The sequence below is a fragment of the Geovibrio sp. ADMFC3 genome, from assembly GCF_054687035.1.
The window spans coordinates 1672993-1690111 of sequence record NZ_BAAFZG010000002.1 but is presented as its reverse complement, the minus strand read 5'-3'; the positions used below and the strand labels follow the sequence as shown (position 1 = coordinate 1690111).

Annotated in this window: 14 protein-coding genes and 1 tRNA gene; 10 read left to right on the top strand and 5 right to left on the bottom strand. The window is 45.0% G+C overall.

The window, feature by feature from the left end; all coding sequences use genetic code 11:
• Position 1 precedes the first annotated feature (1 nt).
• Complete coding sequence (locus ACYRYY_RS08445) at positions 2 to 172, bottom strand: FeoB-associated Cys-rich membrane protein (protein ID WP_460215163.1); 171 nt, start codon at positions 170 to 172, stop codon at positions 2 to 4.
• A gap of 10 nt (positions 173 to 182) precedes the next feature.
• On the bottom strand, positions 183 to 467 hold the full coding sequence (locus ACYRYY_RS08440; protein ID WP_460215162.1) for a FeoA family protein: 285 nt from the start codon (positions 465 to 467) through the stop codon (positions 183 to 185).
• A gap of 228 nt (positions 468 to 695) precedes the next feature.
• On the opposite strand from ACYRYY_RS08440, the gene ACYRYY_RS08435 reads away from it, so the two are divergent.
• From ACYRYY_RS08435 to ACYRYY_RS08395, 9 genes are all read left to right on the top strand, one after another.
• Positions 696 to 1139 (top strand): Fur family transcriptional regulator, encoded by a 444-nt coding sequence (locus ACYRYY_RS08435; protein WP_460215161.1) that lies wholly within the window; start codon positions 696 to 698, stop codon positions 1137 to 1139.
• A gap of 136 nt (positions 1140 to 1275) precedes the next feature.
• Positions 1276 to 1839 carry a manganese efflux pump MntP gene (locus tag ACYRYY_RS08430; protein WP_460215160.1) on the top strand — a complete coding sequence of 188 codons (564 nt, stop codon included), beginning with the start codon at positions 1276 to 1278 and terminating at the stop codon, positions 1837 to 1839.
• A gap of 117 nt (positions 1840 to 1956) precedes the next feature.
• Positions 1957 to 3975, top strand: a complete 2019-nt coding sequence (locus tag ACYRYY_RS08425) for a TonB-dependent receptor plug domain-containing protein (protein WP_460215159.1) — start codon at positions 1957 to 1959, stop codon at positions 3973 to 3975.
• A gap of 1 nt (position 3976) precedes the next feature.
• Positions 3977 to 5605 (top strand): nucleoside-triphosphatase, encoded by a 1629-nt coding sequence (locus ACYRYY_RS08420; protein WP_460215158.1) that lies wholly within the window; start codon positions 3977 to 3979, stop codon positions 5603 to 5605.
• Positions 5606 to 5827: 222 nt separating this feature from the next.
• Complete coding sequence (locus tag ACYRYY_RS08415; RefSeq protein WP_460215157.1) at positions 5828 to 6208, top strand: winged helix-turn-helix domain-containing protein; 381 nt, start codon at positions 5828 to 5830, stop codon at positions 6206 to 6208.
• A gap of 47 nt (positions 6209 to 6255) precedes the next feature.
• Positions 6256 to 8085, top strand: coding sequence for an ATP-binding protein (locus tag ACYRYY_RS08410; protein ID WP_460215156.1), 1830 nt, complete (start codon positions 6256 to 6258; stop codon positions 8083 to 8085).
• Positions 8066 to 9349 (top strand): sigma-54-dependent transcriptional regulator, encoded by a 1284-nt coding sequence (locus ACYRYY_RS08405; protein ID WP_460215155.1) that lies wholly within the window; start codon positions 8066 to 8068, stop codon positions 9347 to 9349. The genes ACYRYY_RS08410 and ACYRYY_RS08405 overlap by 20 nt, the downstream gene beginning before the upstream one ends.
• Before the next feature lie 121 nt (positions 9350 to 9470).
• A complete protein-coding gene (locus ACYRYY_RS08400; protein ID WP_460215154.1) occupies positions 9471 to 10016 on the top strand; it encodes a flavodoxin family protein in 546 nt (181 codons plus the stop codon).
• Positions 10017 to 10216: 200 nt separating this feature from the next.
• Complete coding sequence (locus tag ACYRYY_RS08395; RefSeq protein WP_460215153.1) at positions 10217 to 12124, top strand: cytochrome c3 family protein; 1908 nt, start codon at positions 10217 to 10219, stop codon at positions 12122 to 12124.
• An 87-nt stretch (positions 12125 to 12211) separates the two neighbouring features.
• On the opposite strand, the gene ACYRYY_RS08390 is transcribed toward ACYRYY_RS08395, so the two are convergent.
• The 3 genes from ACYRYY_RS08390 to ACYRYY_RS08380 all read right to left on the bottom strand — a co-directional run bounded on the left by ACYRYY_RS08390 (position 12212) and on the right by ACYRYY_RS08380 (position 14994).
• Positions 12212 to 14155 (bottom strand): methyl-accepting chemotaxis protein, encoded by a 1944-nt coding sequence (locus ACYRYY_RS08390; protein WP_460215152.1) that lies wholly within the window; start codon positions 14153 to 14155, stop codon positions 12212 to 12214.
• A 149-nt stretch (positions 14156 to 14304) separates the two neighbouring features.
• Positions 14305 to 14377 (bottom strand) — tRNA-Asn (locus tag ACYRYY_RS08385).
• A gap of 107 nt (positions 14378 to 14484) precedes the next feature.
• The gene (locus tag ACYRYY_RS08380; RefSeq protein ID WP_460215151.1) at positions 14485 to 14994 is read right to left on the bottom strand and encodes a ferritin family protein; all 510 of its coding nucleotides are present in this window, start codon (positions 14992 to 14994) and stop codon (positions 14485 to 14487) included.
• Between the two features lie 130 nt (positions 14995 to 15124).
• Here ACYRYY_RS08380 and ACYRYY_RS08375 point away from each other — a divergent pair, with 130 nt between their 5' ends.
• Positions 15125 to 16435, top strand: a complete 1311-nt coding sequence (locus ACYRYY_RS08375) for an aminotransferase class I/II-fold pyridoxal phosphate-dependent enzyme (RefSeq protein WP_460215150.1) — start codon at positions 15125 to 15127, stop codon at positions 16433 to 16435.
• Positions 16436 to 17119: the final 684 nt, after the last annotated feature.

Sequence of the window (17119 nt, the reverse complement as noted above, 5' to 3'; positions counted from 1 at the left end):
TTTAGCTGCCGGAGCTTATTCGCTGCGCTGTTTCAGCGGCACTGCACCCGTGTTTTACGGAGGAGCAGTTTCCGCATGAGCCGCCGCAGCCGCTTCCGGGTTTTGTATAGTGTCTGTAAAGGTAAACCGCCGCAGCTGTTATTATTGATGCTGTAATAATTATATCTGCCATTGTGTCCTTCTTATCTGTGTCTGCCGTGTCTGTGTCTGCACGGAGTTATGTTAATTTTGCTGGAGAGGCTGCCGCACAGGCAAAGCCTGCTTCCTTCCAGATCCACTGTGACATTACCGTCACCCGCTTCCTCAACTACTTCAAGAGTGCGCCCTTTTATAAAGCCGTAGTCTATCAGCCTGCGCACAGACTGTCTGTCGCAGCATTTGCAGAAGCCGGATATCTCACATTTCTCTCCTTTTTTAGCATCAGAGAGACATAATATGCCTTCATCATTAATCAGGTTGCTGCACATATTCAAACACTCCGAAAGGGTAAAAACCCAGTTGTTTAGTATTATATTGTAATCTATTAACTTAGTTTGTCAATGTGAACATCATGAGTGTTGAAAAAGCTGTAAATAAAATGTTTTCAGAGAATTTGAAAATAACAAAAAAATATTGATTATTTCTACTAAAACTAATAAGTTTTTAAAAGAGGCTGTTGATATGCGGTCTTAATACACAAGAAGACGGTTGTTATTATGAAAAAAGAAACAAAAAACCTTGCCCTTAAAAGGCTTTCTGCGTATTTGTCAGAAAAGAAGCTCCGTGCGACAAGCCAGAGGGAAATCATTCTCGGCACATTTATTGACATGGGTAAGCACACCACAGCAGAAGAGCTTTACGAAGCACTGAAAAAATTTGACTCAAGCATCGGTCATGCTACAGTCTACCGTGCCCTGAGACTCTTTGTGGATGCTGAAATAGCCCGCGAACTTAACTTTAATGACGGTTCCGTACGCTATGAAAGTATTGTCGGAAAAGAGCCCCATGATCACATTATCTGCAAAAAATGCGGCGCAATGGTGGAATTTCTTGATGAAAGCATCAGGCAGGCGCAGGACGAAATTGCAAAAAAATACGGATATGCACTGAAAAACAGGAGCCATATACTCTTCGGTGTATGTCCCAAGTGCCGCAGATAAGCGTTCTGTAATTAAATTTCCGTATAATAACATCAGGCGGATTTTTTATATCCCGATCCGTATTAAGGGTTTTAAAGGGTTGAAAGATTCCGTCTGATGTCATATTCTTACTCCGCAAAATCCTTACGGAGCAGTCATGACCTTTATAGAAGTTTTCTGGATAGCGGTGGGTCTTTCAATGGACGCATTCGCTGTATCTATAGCTTGCAGTGTTCTTTTATGTCATGTGTCTTTCAGGCAGATTTTCCGGCTAGGTTTCCACTTCGGACTTTTTCAGGCGCTGATGCCTGTTGTGGGCTGGCTTGCAGGAAGGAGCGTGAGCGAATATATCAGTGCATGGGATCACTGGGTGGCTTTCGGTCTGCTTGGGCTTATAGGTCTGAAGGCCATAAGAGAATCTTTTAAGTCCGGTGATGAAGATGACGTTAGAGGCGACCCTACGAAGGGGATGAGCCTTATTATGCTCTCTGTTGCGACAAGTATAGATGCTCTGGCTGTGGGAGTAAGCCTTGCCGCTGTTAATGTAAGCATCTTTCAGCCCGCCCTTATTATAGGAATCATCACCGCCTGTTTTTCCGTTGTAGGTACAGTTTACGGCTGCCGGATCGGGGCTCGTTTCGGCAAAAAAGTCGAGGCGGTCGGCGGAATAATACTTATTCTTATTGGTCTTAAAATCCTGCTGGAACACACAATATTCTAAAATAACCCTTAACCTCCCCCAACCTCCTTTAAGTTTTTTCTTGACTGTCGCTATATAGTGATCTATATAGCGATTAATCGTTATGTGCCGAGGGGAATAACGTTTCGGAGAGGTTAAATGATAAGACAAGGCAAAATTTTGACAGCCGCCGTGATTGGTGCGGCATTCATGTTCGGGGCTGCTTCAGCGAAAGCAGAAGATGAACGCATTTACAAACTTGGTGAAATTGAGATAACAGACTCAGTTTCATGGGTTAATTCAAAACCCATGCAGGAAGTGTCGTCTGAAGAGTTTGAAGCAGGGTCGGCTACAAGCGTTTCAGAAGCACTTGAGCAGCTTCCTTCTGTTAATTTTACTCCCAATTCAAAAGGAGAGAAGCGTCTTAATATCAGAGGTTTTTCAGACAGATACATTCAGGTTTACTTTGACGGTATTCCCGTTGCCCTGCCCTATGAAGCTTATATAGATTTGGGCAATTACAATACTTTCGGTATTGATAAGATAGAGCTTGAAACAGCCGGCGGTTCAGTTCTTTTCGGACCTAATGCGGCAGGCGGTGCGGTGAATATAGTTACAGCGAAGCCGAATAAGCCTTTTGAATCAGCTATAGAGTTCATGTACAAAAGCGGCGACACCTACCAGACAAGGATAGGTCTGGGGAGCAAAATAGGCAAAGCTTACGGCATGCTGTCTGTTGCGTATGAAGATTCCGACGGCTTTGAACTTCCCAGCGGGTATGATGAACGTAATGAAAACGGCGGGCTTCGTGACAACTCCGGCTACTGGAGAGGAACAATCACAGGTAAAGTCGGCTATGAGTTTGCCAAGGGCAGTGAAGTTGCCTTCGGTATAAACCATATTAACAGCAGCCTTGAACTTCCTCCCAATACCAAAGAGATAGATAACGGAAAAAATAACAGTCCTGTGCGTTACTGGAATTACGAAGAATGGGACAAGGACACCTATTACCTTCTGGGCAGTGTAAGAAAAGATAAATACGCTGTAACAGCAAGACTCTATAGAGATGAATACTATAACGTCATGAACCGTTATAAGGATAATACTTACACCGAATGTCTGAGCCCTTCATGGTGCAACAGCGCATATGACGACTACTCCAACGGTGTAATTGTCAACACTGAGATCAAAACAGGTGCAATAAACACTGTGATCCTCAGCGGTCAGTATAAGAAAGATGTACATAAAACCAGAAATGACAAAACTCCCGAATGGGAAAAAGACGTGGCGGAAACTTACTTCGCAGGTATAGAGGACAGACTTACGCTTGGTAAATTCATCATCAGCCTCGGCGGCAGCTATGAAGTAAACAACGCCATATCCTCCGACAGTGAAGAGGAGCTTAATGACGATATAAAAGTTTTCAACCCGCAGGCAACTGTAATTTATAATATGTCTCCCAACACGATCTTACATGCAAAAGCGGCACGCAAAACCCGTTTTCCTTCAATGAAGGAGCTTTACTCAAGCTACTCATACAACAACGGCGGGCAGACAACATATTTTGCAAACTCTGACCTTAAAGAAGAAAAAGCCATGAACTATGAAATAGGTATTAAACAGACACTGTTCGATACTGTTCTTGTTCAGGCTAATGTTTTCTACTCAAAAATAGACGACAAGATTAACACCAAAGCTGCATACACAGGCAATGACCCGAACGCTTCAGCAGATGCACAGACATCAGACAACATTGATGATGTGACCATGCAGGGATTTGAAGTAATGCTCGGAGGAGATTTTACAAAAAACACCACCACAATAGCTTCATATGCTTACATTGATGCTGAGAAAAGTATCGAAGGCGACGACTCTGACATAGTTGCCGATGTCCCCGAACACAAATTCTATCTGGATCACTCATACAGAATAGGCAAAATTTTTGTTCTCGGCGGCAGAATTAATATGGAAAAAGGACGCTATTCACAGAAATCCGATTACAGCTACAAAGAGCTTGATACATACTGGACAGCGGATCTCAGAGCTGAGGTTTCACCTTTGAAATACACTTCCATAGAGGTTGGTGTGGAGAATGTGGCGGATGAAGAATATGAGCTTTCATACGGTCTGCCTCAGGCGGGAAGAACATACTACGCAAAGCTTAAAATGAAAATATAAGATGTCACTAACCGACAGTAGCGACACTAAATGGAGAAAGGGAGCCATAGCGGGGGGCGTCTGGGGGACCTCCGAGATGACCCTCGGCTCTTTTCTTCATAACTTACGGATTCCGTTTAAAGGGCATATCCTGACGGCAATCGGCATAGCCATACTGAGCGCTTTCGGAATGAAATGGCGCACAAGCGGCATGTTTTACAGGGCAGGGCTTACCTCAGCAATGCTTAAGGCATTTTCACCCAGTCCTAAAGTCGTTGTCCCGATGGTGGCAATAACAATAGAAGGCTTTCTGTTTGAGCTTGGTACACGCATTCTGGGGAGGAACGTCATAGGCTTCCTTGTCAGCGGCGGGCTTGCGATGCAGTGGGCGGTTCTCCATAAGGTTATAAGGCTTCTTATATTGTACGGAGCCAGCATATATACTGTCTATGAACAGCTTTTTGAAAAAGCGGCAACAGGGCTCGAACTTCCTTTTATCAACCCTGTGTACGGAATTGTTTTTGTGTTTGCACTGAGTTTTGTTGTAGGCGCCGGAGCATCCGCAGTGGGGTGCGCCGCAGCGGCAAAGAGCAATGGAAGTGATGAACCCATAACCTTCGGAACAAAAGGGGCGGCTCCCGCCGGCTCTATGATGCAGGGCTGTGCGGGACGTCATTCGCTCCTGTGGCTTCTGCTGCATATAGCAGTTATTGCCGTTGTTGTGGGTTTTATGGATAAAAGTGAGTGGCTTGCATACATTCTGCTGGTTTACTCACTGGCTGTCTCAGTAAGGTACAGAAACTTTCTGAAGCGGTTTGCATCGTGGAAGATATGGCTTCCAATATTTGTAATATCATTTGTATCTGGCTTTGTGTTGAAGTCTCCGGAAGGAAAGTTCATCAGCACGCCGGGTTTTCTTGAGGGGATAAGGCTTGCAGTGAGAGCTTTTGTTACCACATGCGCTCTCAGCGGTTTGGTCTCGGAGATGGGTCACCCGCTTATAGCCGGTTTCTTCCGCCGCAGATACGGGGACAGGATAGACTCCGTACTGTCTGTGGCGTGGGGTACTGTGAACACTGTTGCTCCAAGCGTAAAGGTGAGAACATTGATAAAAAACCCTGTGAAGGGCATCGCCGGAATGATGGATTCTGTTCTTTCTTCAGATAGAAAGAGGGCAATTCTTATCACCGGGGAAGTTAACGGAGGCAAGACAACTTTTCTCAAGGCCTTCCTCAGCACACTGCCTTCGGATGCGGAAGTCAGAGGTTTTGTGGCGGAAGCTGTTTTTGAGGATGGAACAAAGACAGGATACAGCATAACAGATGTCCGCACAGGAGAAAGTGCTGAACTGTGCAGACGCACAAAGGACGGCTTCTATTTTGAACCCGCAGGGCTTGCCTTCGGTGAAAAATGTATGGGTGAAGCGCCTTATAAAAATATGTACGCTGTTTTTGATGAGGTCGGTCACTACGAAATGAGAGGCGGCGGGTGGGACACTTTAATAAAGAAAGTCACCACCGGCGGTGCTGCTCCGGTTATTGCGGTCAGGCGCAGTCTCGTGGATAAGGTTTGCGGGCGTTACGGTCTTGTAAACGCAGAAATATATGATGTTGATAATATAAAAGTGCAGGCTGTAGAGCCTGCCGTATAAAGAGTTTTGCCGGCGGAGGTTCTGCTTCCTGGATTTTGTCAGAATCCTTGCCGGCACAAGAAAACAGCGGAACTGGGGGTTCCGTTGCCGTAACACTCATAAGCAGGTACACAGGGCGGCGGAGCGGAAGCATGAGTTCCTCGTCTCAGAAGCAAATGCTCCGCCTCCTTCTGCTCTTCTGTCTTCACAAAAGTTTTATACGACAATTCCAGTGAGTGTGTAATGAAAAAAAACGGTTATGAAATCTCTTTTTCCAGAACAGCGGGCGATAATGTCCTTGGCGGAAGAATATGGATCGATAAACAGGGCAGAAACTTCATTGGTCTTGGCAAAATAGTTTTTCTGGAGGCGATCAGGGAACACGGGTCAATATCCGCTGCTGCTTCCTCACTTAATATGTCATACCGTAAAGCATGGGGGCTGGCGCAGAGTATAAATGCCCTGTCCGATGAGCCTCTTGTTACAAAACAGGCAGGCGGTGCCGGCGGCGGCGGAGCTGAACTTACCGAAGAAGGTGAGAGAGTTATCTCTCTTTACTGGGATATCTGCCGCAAGTTTGAGAAGTTTCTGGAAGTACAGCAGGAATTGATAGAGAGGTTCTGATTTTTATCGGTTTGACTTAATTCCACATATGGGATTATCATTCATCCATGAGCAAAAAGCTGGCAATATGGATAAGCGTTCTGGTGACTGTTGTTCTTGTGTTCTCCACGGGAGTTTATTATTCACAGTCGCAGAAGGCAGTTCTTTTTGAGATACAGAAGCGTGCCGCCGAACTCTTAAGGGCGGACAAGCGTACCGTGTCCGATTTTCTGGGGCATATCCGTTCCGTAACCTACGGTCTTTACACAAACCCGATAAACAGCCGTTTCATCTTCCACGGAGAAGGAAAAGCAAAGGCGGAAAGTCTTTTTATGGACTACTGCAACAACGTCCGTGAGGTACAGGCAATCAGGCTTGTAGACAAGGACGGCAGGATTCAGGTCTTTATGAGAGAATGCGAAAACCTGTCCGGTGAAGCAGATTACGAACCCATAGATATTTCATCAAAAGACTTTATACAGGACGCAGCCGAACTGGACAGACCTGATATTCTCTTCAGCAAGTTTGAGCGGGGCTTTCTGCCGGATGCTGTGAGCTTCTGCCCCTCTATGATACGTACCGTTGTCCCTTATTTTGCAGGGGGTGAGCATGCGGGCTATCTGGTGGTGAATTACTGGGGCGAGCGTCTGGGCGAGGTTGTGAACAGGCTGAACAACGACGAAGGGCACGCCTTTATTGTTGAGAAAAACAAAATCAATCCTGACCGGCACGGAATTTTCCTTTTCCACAGAAACAAAAGCTACGAGTTCGCAAATCAGATGCAGCATAGCCACCGCTTCCAGACTGTTTACGGTGAAGATGTTTTTAATGAACTAGTCAAAGGGCTGGACGGCATAATCCGGCTTAAAAACGGTGATTTTCTTGGCTATACTACGGTTTATCCATACGAAGGGACTGATATTTCATGGAAAGTCTGCACTGTTATAGATGCCAAGTACGCCTTCCGCAATCTTCAGGCACTCAAAATGGGCTTTATCCTTGTTCTGTCTCTTTCTGTATTTCTTGCGGTCTTGACAGCATTTATATTTGCAGAAAGATTCCTCCGCCCTCTTGGCGGGCTGAAAACCGCTCTGGAAAGCTACGGCAGAGGCGAACTGGACTATGAGATAAAAGAAAAATATACTGACGAACTGGGCGATATTGCTGAAAAAGTGCAGGAGATGGCACATTCTCTGCGAAGGTACATCGGTGAGCGTGAAACGTCGCAGAAAAGGATGGAGCTTGCTGACAGGCTATCATCATTAAGTATATTAAGCGCAGGGGTTTCCCATGAACTTTCGACTCCGCTGAATTCTATTCTTCTTGCTGCTACACTGCTGGAGAAACAATACGGGCTCAGTGATGAGGTGCAGGCGGTTAAAACTCAGGCTGAAAGATGCGTGGAGATAATAGCCTCAATGAAACGCCTCGTGGCGGACGGGTATGACAGCTGCACAAAGGAACGGCTGAACCTGAAGGAGCTTGTGAGCGAGGCTGTGCGCTTTATGCGTGCCGGCGGCGGAGTGGTTATAGAAACAAGACTTGAAGACGCATATATCGAAGGCTGCCGGACACTGCTGAATCAGGCATTTCTGAATATAGCGGTAAATGCTGTTGATGCTGTCTACCCCGAAGGCAGGGTGGTTTTCCGCCTGTTTAGGGATAAAGGGAAAGTTATACTGGAAGCGGAAGACAACGGAAGCGGCATAGAGGCTGAAAAGCTTAAAAAAATATTCGACCCGTTTTTCACCACGAAATCACCGGATAAAGGAACTGGGCTTGGACTTTCCATAACGCACAGAATTATCACCGAACACGGCGGCAAGATAAGTGTGAAAAGTGAAAAAGGTAAGGGAACATCCATAAGGTGCGAGTTTAATGAAAGTAGTGATAGTTGAGGACGATAAAACCCTCTGCGGGCTGCTGAAAAAGAGCCTTGAAAATGAATTTAACGTTACGGCGTTTTACGAGCCGGAAAAAGCTCTTTCTCACATAAAGAGCGCCGGGGCTGATGCTGTAGTTTCTGACGTGCGAATGCCGGGGATGACGGGCTTTGAACTTCTGGAGGCACTTCGGGAGGACATGCCGGAAGTCCGCCTTATCCTCATGACAGGTTATGGGACAGTCACTGAGTCCGTAAACGCAATCAAAAGCGGCGCATATGATTATATTCTCAAGCCTGTTGACCCTGACATACTCATAAAAAAGCTGGATCAGATACGCACCCTTCTTGACTTCGGCAGGCAGAGTGCGGGAAGCTTCGCACCCATATATAAATCAAAAAAAATCGATGATATAATGCAGCTTGCCGCCCGTGCCGCAAAGGCAGACAGCGGTGTTTTGATCACAGGAGAGACAGGGACAGGCAAAGAGGTCATTGCCCGCTTTATCCACGGGGTTTCTTCCCGCAAGACAGCCCCTTTTGTTGCGGTAAACTGCGGAAACATGCAGGAGCAGCTTTTTGAAAGTGAGCTTTTCGGCTATCGAAAAGGGGCGTTTACCGGAGCTGATACAAATAAACGGGGCCTTGTTTCCGCTGCTGAAAGGGGCACTCTGTTTCTTGATGAAATAGGTGAGCTTCCCCTGCCCTCACAGTCGAAGCTGCTTCGTTTTATAGAAACAAGAACCTACTATCCCCTTGGCTCAGTGGAGCCTAAGACGGCAAATGTGCGCTTCATAGCCGCAACAAACCGCAACCCAGCCGAAGAAGCTGAAAACGGTACTTTCAGAAAAGACCTTTATTACAGGCTGAATGTGGTTGAGATCAAAGTTCCGCCACTCCGTGACAGGAAAGAGGATATTATGCCTCTTGCAGAACATTTTCTCGGCAGGTTCCGTCATATTAATCCTAAAATTGAAGGTTTTTCCCCTGATGCAGTTCAGGCTTTGGAAAGCTATTCTTATCCCGGAAATGTGCGTGAGCTTTCAAATATAATAGAGCGTGCCGTGATTCTTGAAACCGGGCACAGGGTGTCTCCGGCATCACTCCATATGACAGGTTCGGCGGAACGAACCGTTTCAAAAAAGCTGGATGATGTTGTGCGTGAGCATATACTCGCTGCACTGGCTGAAGCGGGCGGAAGCAAGGCGAAAGCAGCGGAGATTCTGGGAATCGACGCCTCCACAATCTACCGCAGGCTCAAGGAATACGGCATAGGCTAAGTAATTCACGTATCTCTGCAATTGTCAGCCTTACACATCTGTTAGTAAATACCTAAAAAGTGCGTACTTTAATTTTGCAGCTAAGTGAATATATTTTTGTGAAAAAAACGGGAGAATACGTATGAAGAATATTCTTGTACTTACGGGAAGCCCCAGAAAGGGCGGAAACAGCGATCTGCTTGCAGATGCCTTCATTAAAGGAGCAGAAGAAGCAGGGCATAAGGTGAGCAAGTTTGCCTCAGCAGAAAAGAAGATAGGCGGATGCCGCGCCTGCGATAAGTGCTGGTCAACGGGAACAGCGTGTATTTTTCCCGATGACTTCAGGGAATTAGCTCCTTTGGTGGAGGAAGCGGATACATTGGTTATTGTTTCTCCTGTTTACTGGTTTACAATGTCTGCACAGATAAAAGCTGCAATAGACAGGCTTTATGCTTATTACACTCCGAATAGAAAAAAAGACCTTAAGCTCACAGAAACTGTTCTGCTCTCCTGCGCTGCGGATGAGCCCAGTGTGTTCAAAGGGCTGGAGGAGACCTATAAGTCCCTGCTGGCATACACAGGATGGAAGGATGCGGGTATCATAACAGTGCCCGAAGTCTCAGATAAAGGTGACATACTTAAAACAGGTGCGTTAACAAAAGCAGAAGAGCTTGGAAAAAGTATCTGAACAATTCGTGAGTCCGGAACGGTTTCTTGCAATTTGCAAGAAACCTGTTTTGCAAAATGCAAGATTCCTATATAAAAACTAGTCTTTCTGCACCGGATAACCTATTTATAAATCTTGTTTTTTCATAAGTTTATCTTTTGCCCTTCCGTGGCATGTTCATTGCTCAATACAAAGCAAGCATACACGGAGGTTTATTAAATATGAAGAAACTCATAATAGTCTGTTTTATGACTCTTTTCTGTTTCGGTGTTGTGCAGGCTGCGGAACAGTCTTCCTGCATTTCATGTCACGGAAACAAAGCGGAGATGGAAAAACTCGGTTACCCCCAGCTTTATCTTGATCCTGTTGAAGTTGAAAAAGAGGTCAACATGGGTGAGGTTGCCTGTGAGGACTGCCATATGGGAAACCCTGCTGAAATGACAGCAGAAAAAGCCCACGAGGGAATGCCCCGCCCCTTTTACGCTGCTGCCGGCAAAACCCTTAAGTATCAGGCAGTGGGCAGAGAGGTCACAAACTATGACCCCATACAGCCCAAAGGTAAGGAACGCTTTAAGTTCCTCATGAGAAAACCTGATCCTCAGCAGGCAAAAGAGAAAGGAATAGCTGTTCTCGCACAGCTTTATTACCACGACCATGATCCTGAAACCATGGCGTATGATCCTTCCGTTGCGGAAAAAACATGCGGAAAATGCCATGAAAACGAAGTTAAGGAATATAACGTTTCCGGTATGGGGCTGAACAAATATCAGAGAGGCTTCACAAACTTCAGCGACCTGAAACCCGGCCCTCAGAACTGTGGTGCTTGGTTCGGCGATAACCATGACAAAATAGGTGCAGAGCTTGCCGTTGAGTATCCCAAGGCGCATGGGGACGGCTCGGCAAGAGGCTGCAACAAGTGTCATGCAAGCTGTAATGACTGCCACTATAAAGGTTATGAAAAATCAAACGCACGCCACGTTTATCAGAAAGATCCTGAACCTCTTTCATGCTACGGAAGCGGTAAAGGTACAATCTGCCACGCCGGACCAATGGACAGAAGAAGAGGCGCAGGCTACATGAGAGAGGAATTTGCATTCCCTATACATGAACTCGCTGAAGATGTTCACGCTAAAAACGGAGTAACCTGCAACGATTGTCATAAAATGGAGAGCCACGGCTACGGGCATCTCAGTTCGCAGTCCGCACGGGAATCATGCAAAAACTGCCACGAAGATATATATAACGCAGCTCTGGAAAGTCCTGATCACGGCAATGTGGATTGTACATCCTGCCATATTCAGGCTGTAGGCGCTTACCAGTTTACTTTCTGGGGTCCCGGAAAACAGGAAGCGCAGGTTAAAGCCCTTGCAAAACACAAAGAATATTACGGAACAAGAAGCCAGCCCACCCTTGTTAAGCACCCCGAAAGAGGAGTGTGGATACCCATGAAACCTTACCCCATGGGCGTTCTCAACATGAAGGATGATGTCAAGGGAGTTAACAAACTGATTCTCCGTGAGATTGAGCCCACTATGGTGAAAGGAAATGCCAAAATAGGCGAGCAGGACTTCACTGTTGAAAGAAAACCCGATGAAGTGAACGACATGTACATCATGAACGGCACGTACAAGCTGAAAAAGAACAATAAGATGCTTGCATGGATTCAGATGGACAAAATGAGCCACTCCATAGGCGAGGCAAGAAACTGCGACTCATGCCACTCTTCACACGATCAGGTTGCTACCTCATGGTGGACATACGATGCTTCTAATGATGTGAAAAAACCTTTTAACGGAAGCTACATAATCCGTGGAACGAAAAAGGGTCTGTTCTTCACCGACTGGAAGTACGAAACTCCTGAACCCGCAGCAGGGATGGATACAGAGGATTTTATGCCCTTCATCAATTCCGGCAATGTTTGGGATACCAAAGGCATAGACTTTTCAATACCCTTTGATGATAAGAAGTATGCTGATGCCAGAAGTGATTATGAAATGCTTTACGGAAAACTCCATGGTCTTGAGCAGCAGTATGCGAAGGATCAGGCAAAGCTTGATACTATCAAACTTGCCAGAAAGATACTTCCCCACAACCCGAAAAAAGCCGCAGAGATGGTAAGCGGTTTTTAATAATAACTTAATAGAGTAAGCTGAAAAAAGAAGCCCCCGGATATAATTCATTCCGGGGGCTTTGTTGTTTTAATGATTTTGTACTAACTAAATTTTAAATACCTGAACAGTTTCGTTCATTGCCTCTGCCTGCTGGCTGAGGTCGTTTATTGTAACAGTTATTTCGCTTATGGCAGCCGTACTCTGTTCAAGTCCGGAGCTGACCATCTGCACGCTGTCGTTTATGCTTAAAATCGCTGTGTTCTGCTGCGATACGGCGGTTGATATTGCATCGTTGGAGTTTATAACGTCGTCAATCGCCGAGACTATGGTGTCGAAAACTTCAATAGTAGACTTCAGGGCGTCAACACCTTCCTCAACCTGTTCTCCCGCCTTAGTCATGTTAACAGATGCAAGCTTTGTATCCTTTTGAAGGTTGGTGATTATTGCGTCTATTTCCTGAATAGCGTTTTGGCTTCTTTCCGCAAGCTTCCTTACCTCGTCTGCTACTACAGCGAAGCCTCTGCCTGCATCCCCTGCTCTGGCTGCTTCTATTGCCGCATTGAGTGCAAGCAGGTTGGTCTGGTCTGCTATATCATTAATTACATTAAGTATGTTGCTTATCTGCGTGGATGATTCAGTAAGGTTTGTGATAGTTCCTGAAAGATCCGCAGCAGAACGGCTTATGTTCTCAATGCTCTTATTCGTGTGTGCAAGGGTTGACTTGCCTTTATCTGTCTGCTTTTTGGTATGGTTGCTTTTATCCATAACAATCTCAAGGTTATTCATCACTTCCTGAGAGGTAGCAGCCATCTCTTCCATTGCGCCTGCTATGGATGATATCTGTGCGGACTGATCTCCGAAGGTTGTGCTTAACTCCTCACTGGCACTGGCAAGCTCTGTACTCCCAGATGCTACACTTTCTGATGAAAGGCGGATTTTACCGACGACATCTGAAAGATTATCCCTCATCTGCTTCATTGCCTCGTAAAGACCTGTTATTTTCCCTGAATCATCAAACTGTATGCGGAGATCGCCTGAAGCGATTTTTCTCGCAATTTCTGACATTTCCACAGGTTCACCGCCGAGAGGTCTTTTCACGCCGACTGTGATCACTCTTGCGAAGAACAGCGCAACAGCAAGTCCGATAATTGAAAACAGAGACACAAAAGACGTGATCTTCTTATTATTGCTCTGAATTCGAGGGCCTATCTGATCCTGGTGAGCTTGTGCATCTGATGTCATAGCGTTTGTTGTTTCAGTTATTTCTGCGCCTAAGACACTGAGTTTATCGTTCACTAGAACGTCTCTCTTTTCAAGAAGCGGTGCAACTTTTGTTATATTTTCAAGGAATCTGTTTTTTGTTTCCATGAAATTGTTATAAATATTGCCTGCTTTGCCTGATGAGTTTTTATATTGGCTCAGCGAACTATTGATTTCAGTCCCAAGAGAACTGAGTGTTTCATTATAATATTTTCTATCTCTTAAGTTGATAAACTCATCTGCATTGAATCTGGATCTAATCAGATTTTCCTGAGCGGCACCTAATGCCTGTGATGTCCCTGATATTGCTCTCAGCTCATTAAGCATATCAGTCATTTTTTCTCCGTCAGCCTTCATTGCGCTTTTGAGTTTATTTCTCTCATATATTACGGAGACAAGTTCTTTAAAGTCATTTCTATATGCTTCTGCATTTTTTTGGATAGAAACTAACTTTTCCAGAGTATCTTTGTCTGTCAGTATGCTTTTTGCATTTTCAGCAGTTTTTATGAGAGTATCCATGTTTTGATTAAATACCTGAACATCCGACTCTGCATTGCTCATCAGAAACTTCATGACAGCAAGTCTCACCGAAAGCATTGAGGAGTCAATAGAGGCAGCAAAGTTGCTTGTTCTTGCCTGTGTCCGGTATTCTTTAAATCCGGATGCTGAGTTCATTGTTCCGAGTACAGCAGATAAAGATATGGCTATTACTGTTCCGATTACAAAGCCAAAGCCGATGAGAATTAATCGGGAAATTTTCATCCTGTAGAAAAGATTCAGAGGGTTCATGTTTTGTCTCCTAAAATAAGGCTGAAGTGGTCTTGTTTTAAGTAATAATGTTAACCTGAGTTAAATATTGCAAGGGAATTGTTGTGTTTGAATAAAGTTTTTTTTAACACAAAAAAGCCCGACCTTAATAAGATCGGGCTTTGTGTAAGCTCCCTGAGCAAGACTCGAACTTGCAACCTAATGATTAACAGTCATTTGCTCTGCCGGTTGAGCTATCAGGGAATTATAACCGTTACAACCGTAACGAGAGACGAATATAACAACAGAGGATTTGTTTGTCAATATGATTTGTCAAAAAAATATCTGCAATTATATCTTATTGTCACGGTTTACTTTTCCAGAGAAAATTCCATCATGTCAAACCAGAAACCATCCTGCTGGATAAACTGCATTTCCGCCTGAAGTATGTCATAATGCTTCTGCTCCACGGCAGCAAGATCAGTAAACAGCTTTTTAGCCTGAAGATTGTCGGTTTTCTGAGCCTGATCAAGATAAAAAAGACGTGCTTTTTCCTCATGCGCCATTGCAATTTTAAGGGCATCAAGATCGCCTACGCTTGCCTTGTCCATTTTTTGCAGACTGGCATCCGCAACTTTGGGCATAAACTTGTCCAGCCTTGCTTTTGGTACTTCAACAGTCTGGTAAACTTCGCCTTTCAACATGCGTTCCAGAAACCTGTTGATCAGTTCCATGTGGTCAATTTCGTCCATTGCAAGCTGGATGAGAATGTTTTTGCCGCCGGCAACCTCTGTTTGTTTAGCGAACCTGAGGTATGACCTCATTCCCTCTACCTCTGCGTCGTGTGCTGTCTTTAGTGCCTGAAGAAGTTCAAGATTCATGCGTTGCCTCCGTAGATGATAGTGTTATGCTTATACACAGTATAATATTCTTCTTTTAAATTGTGTATTATTTTTGTATAGTTCGGCTATTAAAACAACCCGTAGCATGCGTTAATTGGAGGCAATTATAATGAACGCTCTCGCAAAAGAACTTAACGAGATTATAGCCGGAGTAAACCCCGCCGTTTACGAAATGCTTTCCGACCTCGGAAAGAACATCTATATGCCCAAAGGCATCATTACACAGTCGGCAGAGGCTAAGGAAAAGGCTCATAAGTTTAACGCTACCATAGGTATAGCAATGGAGAAGGGCGAGCCCATGTATCTCCAGTGCATCTATGACCATCTCAAAGGGCTGTCCGCAAAGGATGTTTTCACATATGCACCCTCTTCCGGAAAACCTGAGCTGAGAACGAGATGGAGAAAGAAAATTTACGATGAAAACCCCTCTCTCGAAGGGAAAAATATAGGCACGCCCGTTGTCACAAACGCACTTACCCACGGGCTTAACGTTGTTGCGGATATGTTTCTGGATAAGGGGGATTATGTTGTTCTTCCCTCAATGTTCTGGGGCAACTACAGGCTTACATTCTCCGTTATCAACGGCGCAGAAATAGCCACATATGAAACTTTTACAGAAGCAGGCGGCTTTAATGTGCAGGCTCTGCTCTCCAAAGTTGAGGAATGCGGCAAAATTAAAGGCAAAGCGGTTGTAATTCTTAACTTCCCCAACAACCCCTCCGGCTATACTCCCCTGCCCGATGAAGCAAAAGCAATTGCAGACGGTCTTGCAGCCATTGCTGAAAAGGGTATTAAGCTTGTTGTTGTTACTGATGATGCTTACTTCACGCTTTTCTACGAAGGGAGTATAAAGGAATCAATCTACGGACAGCTTGTCGGCAGAAGCAAGAACCTTCTTCCCATTAAGCTTGACGGAGCTACTAAAGAAGAATTCGTATGGGGCTTCCGTGTGGGCTTCATAACTCTCGGTGCTACATCCGGTGCGGATGAATCCAAAATGTTTGCAGCTATCGAAAAGAAGATTACAGGGCTTATCAGAGGAACAATCTCTAACTGTCCTCACCCCTCGCAGACACTTGTTCTCAAATCGCTGGAACATCCCGATTTTGAGAAACAGAGAAAACAGAAATTTGAAGTGCTTAAAGAAAGAGCCCTTAAGTTTAAAGAAATCCTCAATAGAGGCGAATTTACTGACCAGTTCTCTTTCTATCCGTTCAACTCAGGCTACTTTATGTGCCTTAAGCTGAACACTGTGGATGCTGAAGAACTTCGTGTTTACCTCCTCGATAAATACGGCATCGGAACAATCTCTTCCAGCAAAACTGACCTGCGTATCGCATTCTCATGCGTTGAAGTAGGCGACAGTGAAGAGCTTTTCAAATGCATCTATCAGGCTTGCAAAGAACTCGCCGCAAAATAAAAAACAACTGAAAAATACTAATCATAGGGGAGCCATATTGCTGGTTCCCCTTTTTTTGTGGCACTTTGCCGTGCGTAGCGAAGCCGTGTTTATCACGGCGCGAGCGTGTACGGAAATTTTCATGGATGATAAATTTCCGTTGGTAATTGACACGCAATACAAATCAGCATATAAAACTAAACCGATTCTTTAAATTTAGCCCGAGTGGCGGAATAGGTAGACGCAAGGGACTTAAAAGAAAAATTGAGTGCTTTGAAAGAAATTTCAAAAGTAGAACTGCTCAAATTCGGGGAAACCTTAACACGTAATGGTGATGGCAATCCCGAGCCAAGCCTGAAAAGGAAGGTGTAGAGACTTGACGGGCAGTACCTAAGTCGAAAGATAGGGTAAAGAGAAAGTCCAGACCACAAACAAAGATGGCAGTGAAAACTGTAGTGGTACGAAAATCCCTCGGGATCTAATCCTGTACCGGTTCGATTCCGGTCTCGGGCATATGTGAAAGCCTCGCTTGAATAAAGCGGGGCTTTTTTACTTTGAGAAGTTGAACGCGGCGAATCCAGTATTTCAGCGGTACTTTTGAACGATATTTCAATTGCTCTTAATGTGTCAATTTCAGAACTGATGCAACACGACCACAAGGATGATAGCGAACTTCTAAAGAAAGAGGTCACAAAATATATCAGT

Excerpts from the sequence above, each read along its gene's own strand:
- ACYRYY_RS08395 (WP_460215153.1), top strand. The coding sequence starts at position 10,217 with ATGAAGAAACTCATAATAGTCTGTTTTATGACTCTTTTCTGTTTCGGT.
- ACYRYY_RS08390 (WP_460215152.1), bottom strand. The coding sequence starts at position 14,155 with ATGAACCCTCTGAATCTTTTCTACAGGATGAAAATTTCCCGATTAATT.
- ACYRYY_RS08410 (WP_460215156.1), top strand. The coding sequence starts at position 6,256 with ATGAGCAAAAAGCTGGCAATATGGATAAGCGTTCTGGTGACTGTTGTT.
- ACYRYY_RS08425 (WP_460215159.1), top strand. The coding sequence starts at position 1,957 with ATGATAAGACAAGGCAAAATTTTGACAGCCGCCGTGATTGGTGCGGCA.
- ACYRYY_RS08415 (WP_460215157.1), top strand. The coding sequence starts at position 5,828 with ATGAAAAAAAACGGTTATGAAATCTCTTTTTCCAGAACAGCGGGCGAT.
- ACYRYY_RS08405 (WP_460215155.1), top strand. The coding sequence starts at position 8,066 with ATGAAAGTAGTGATAGTTGAGGACGATAAAACCCTCTGCGGGCTGCTG.
- ACYRYY_RS08440 (WP_460215162.1), bottom strand. The coding sequence starts at position 467 with ATGTGCAGCAACCTGATTAATGATGAAGGCATATTATGTCTCTCTGAT.
- ACYRYY_RS08420 (WP_460215158.1), top strand. The coding sequence starts at position 3,977 with ATGTCACTAACCGACAGTAGCGACACTAAATGGAGAAAGGGAGCCATA.
- ACYRYY_RS08400 (WP_460215154.1), top strand. The coding sequence starts at position 9,471 with ATGAAGAATATTCTTGTACTTACGGGAAGCCCCAGAAAGGGCGGAAAC.
- ACYRYY_RS08445 (WP_460215163.1), bottom strand. The coding sequence starts at position 172 with ATGGCAGATATAATTATTACAGCATCAATAATAACAGCTGCGGCGGTT.
- ACYRYY_RS08435 (WP_460215161.1), top strand. The coding sequence starts at position 696 with ATGAAAAAAGAAACAAAAAACCTTGCCCTTAAAAGGCTTTCTGCGTAT.
- ACYRYY_RS08380 (WP_460215151.1), bottom strand. The coding sequence starts at position 14,994 with ATGAATCTTGAACTTCTTCAGGCACTAAAGACAGCACACGACGCAGAG.
- ACYRYY_RS08430 (WP_460215160.1), top strand. The coding sequence starts at position 1,276 with ATGACCTTTATAGAAGTTTTCTGGATAGCGGTGGGTCTTTCAATGGAC.
- ACYRYY_RS08375 (WP_460215150.1), top strand. The coding sequence starts at position 15,125 with ATGAACGCTCTCGCAAAAGAACTTAACGAGATTATAGCCGGAGTAAAC.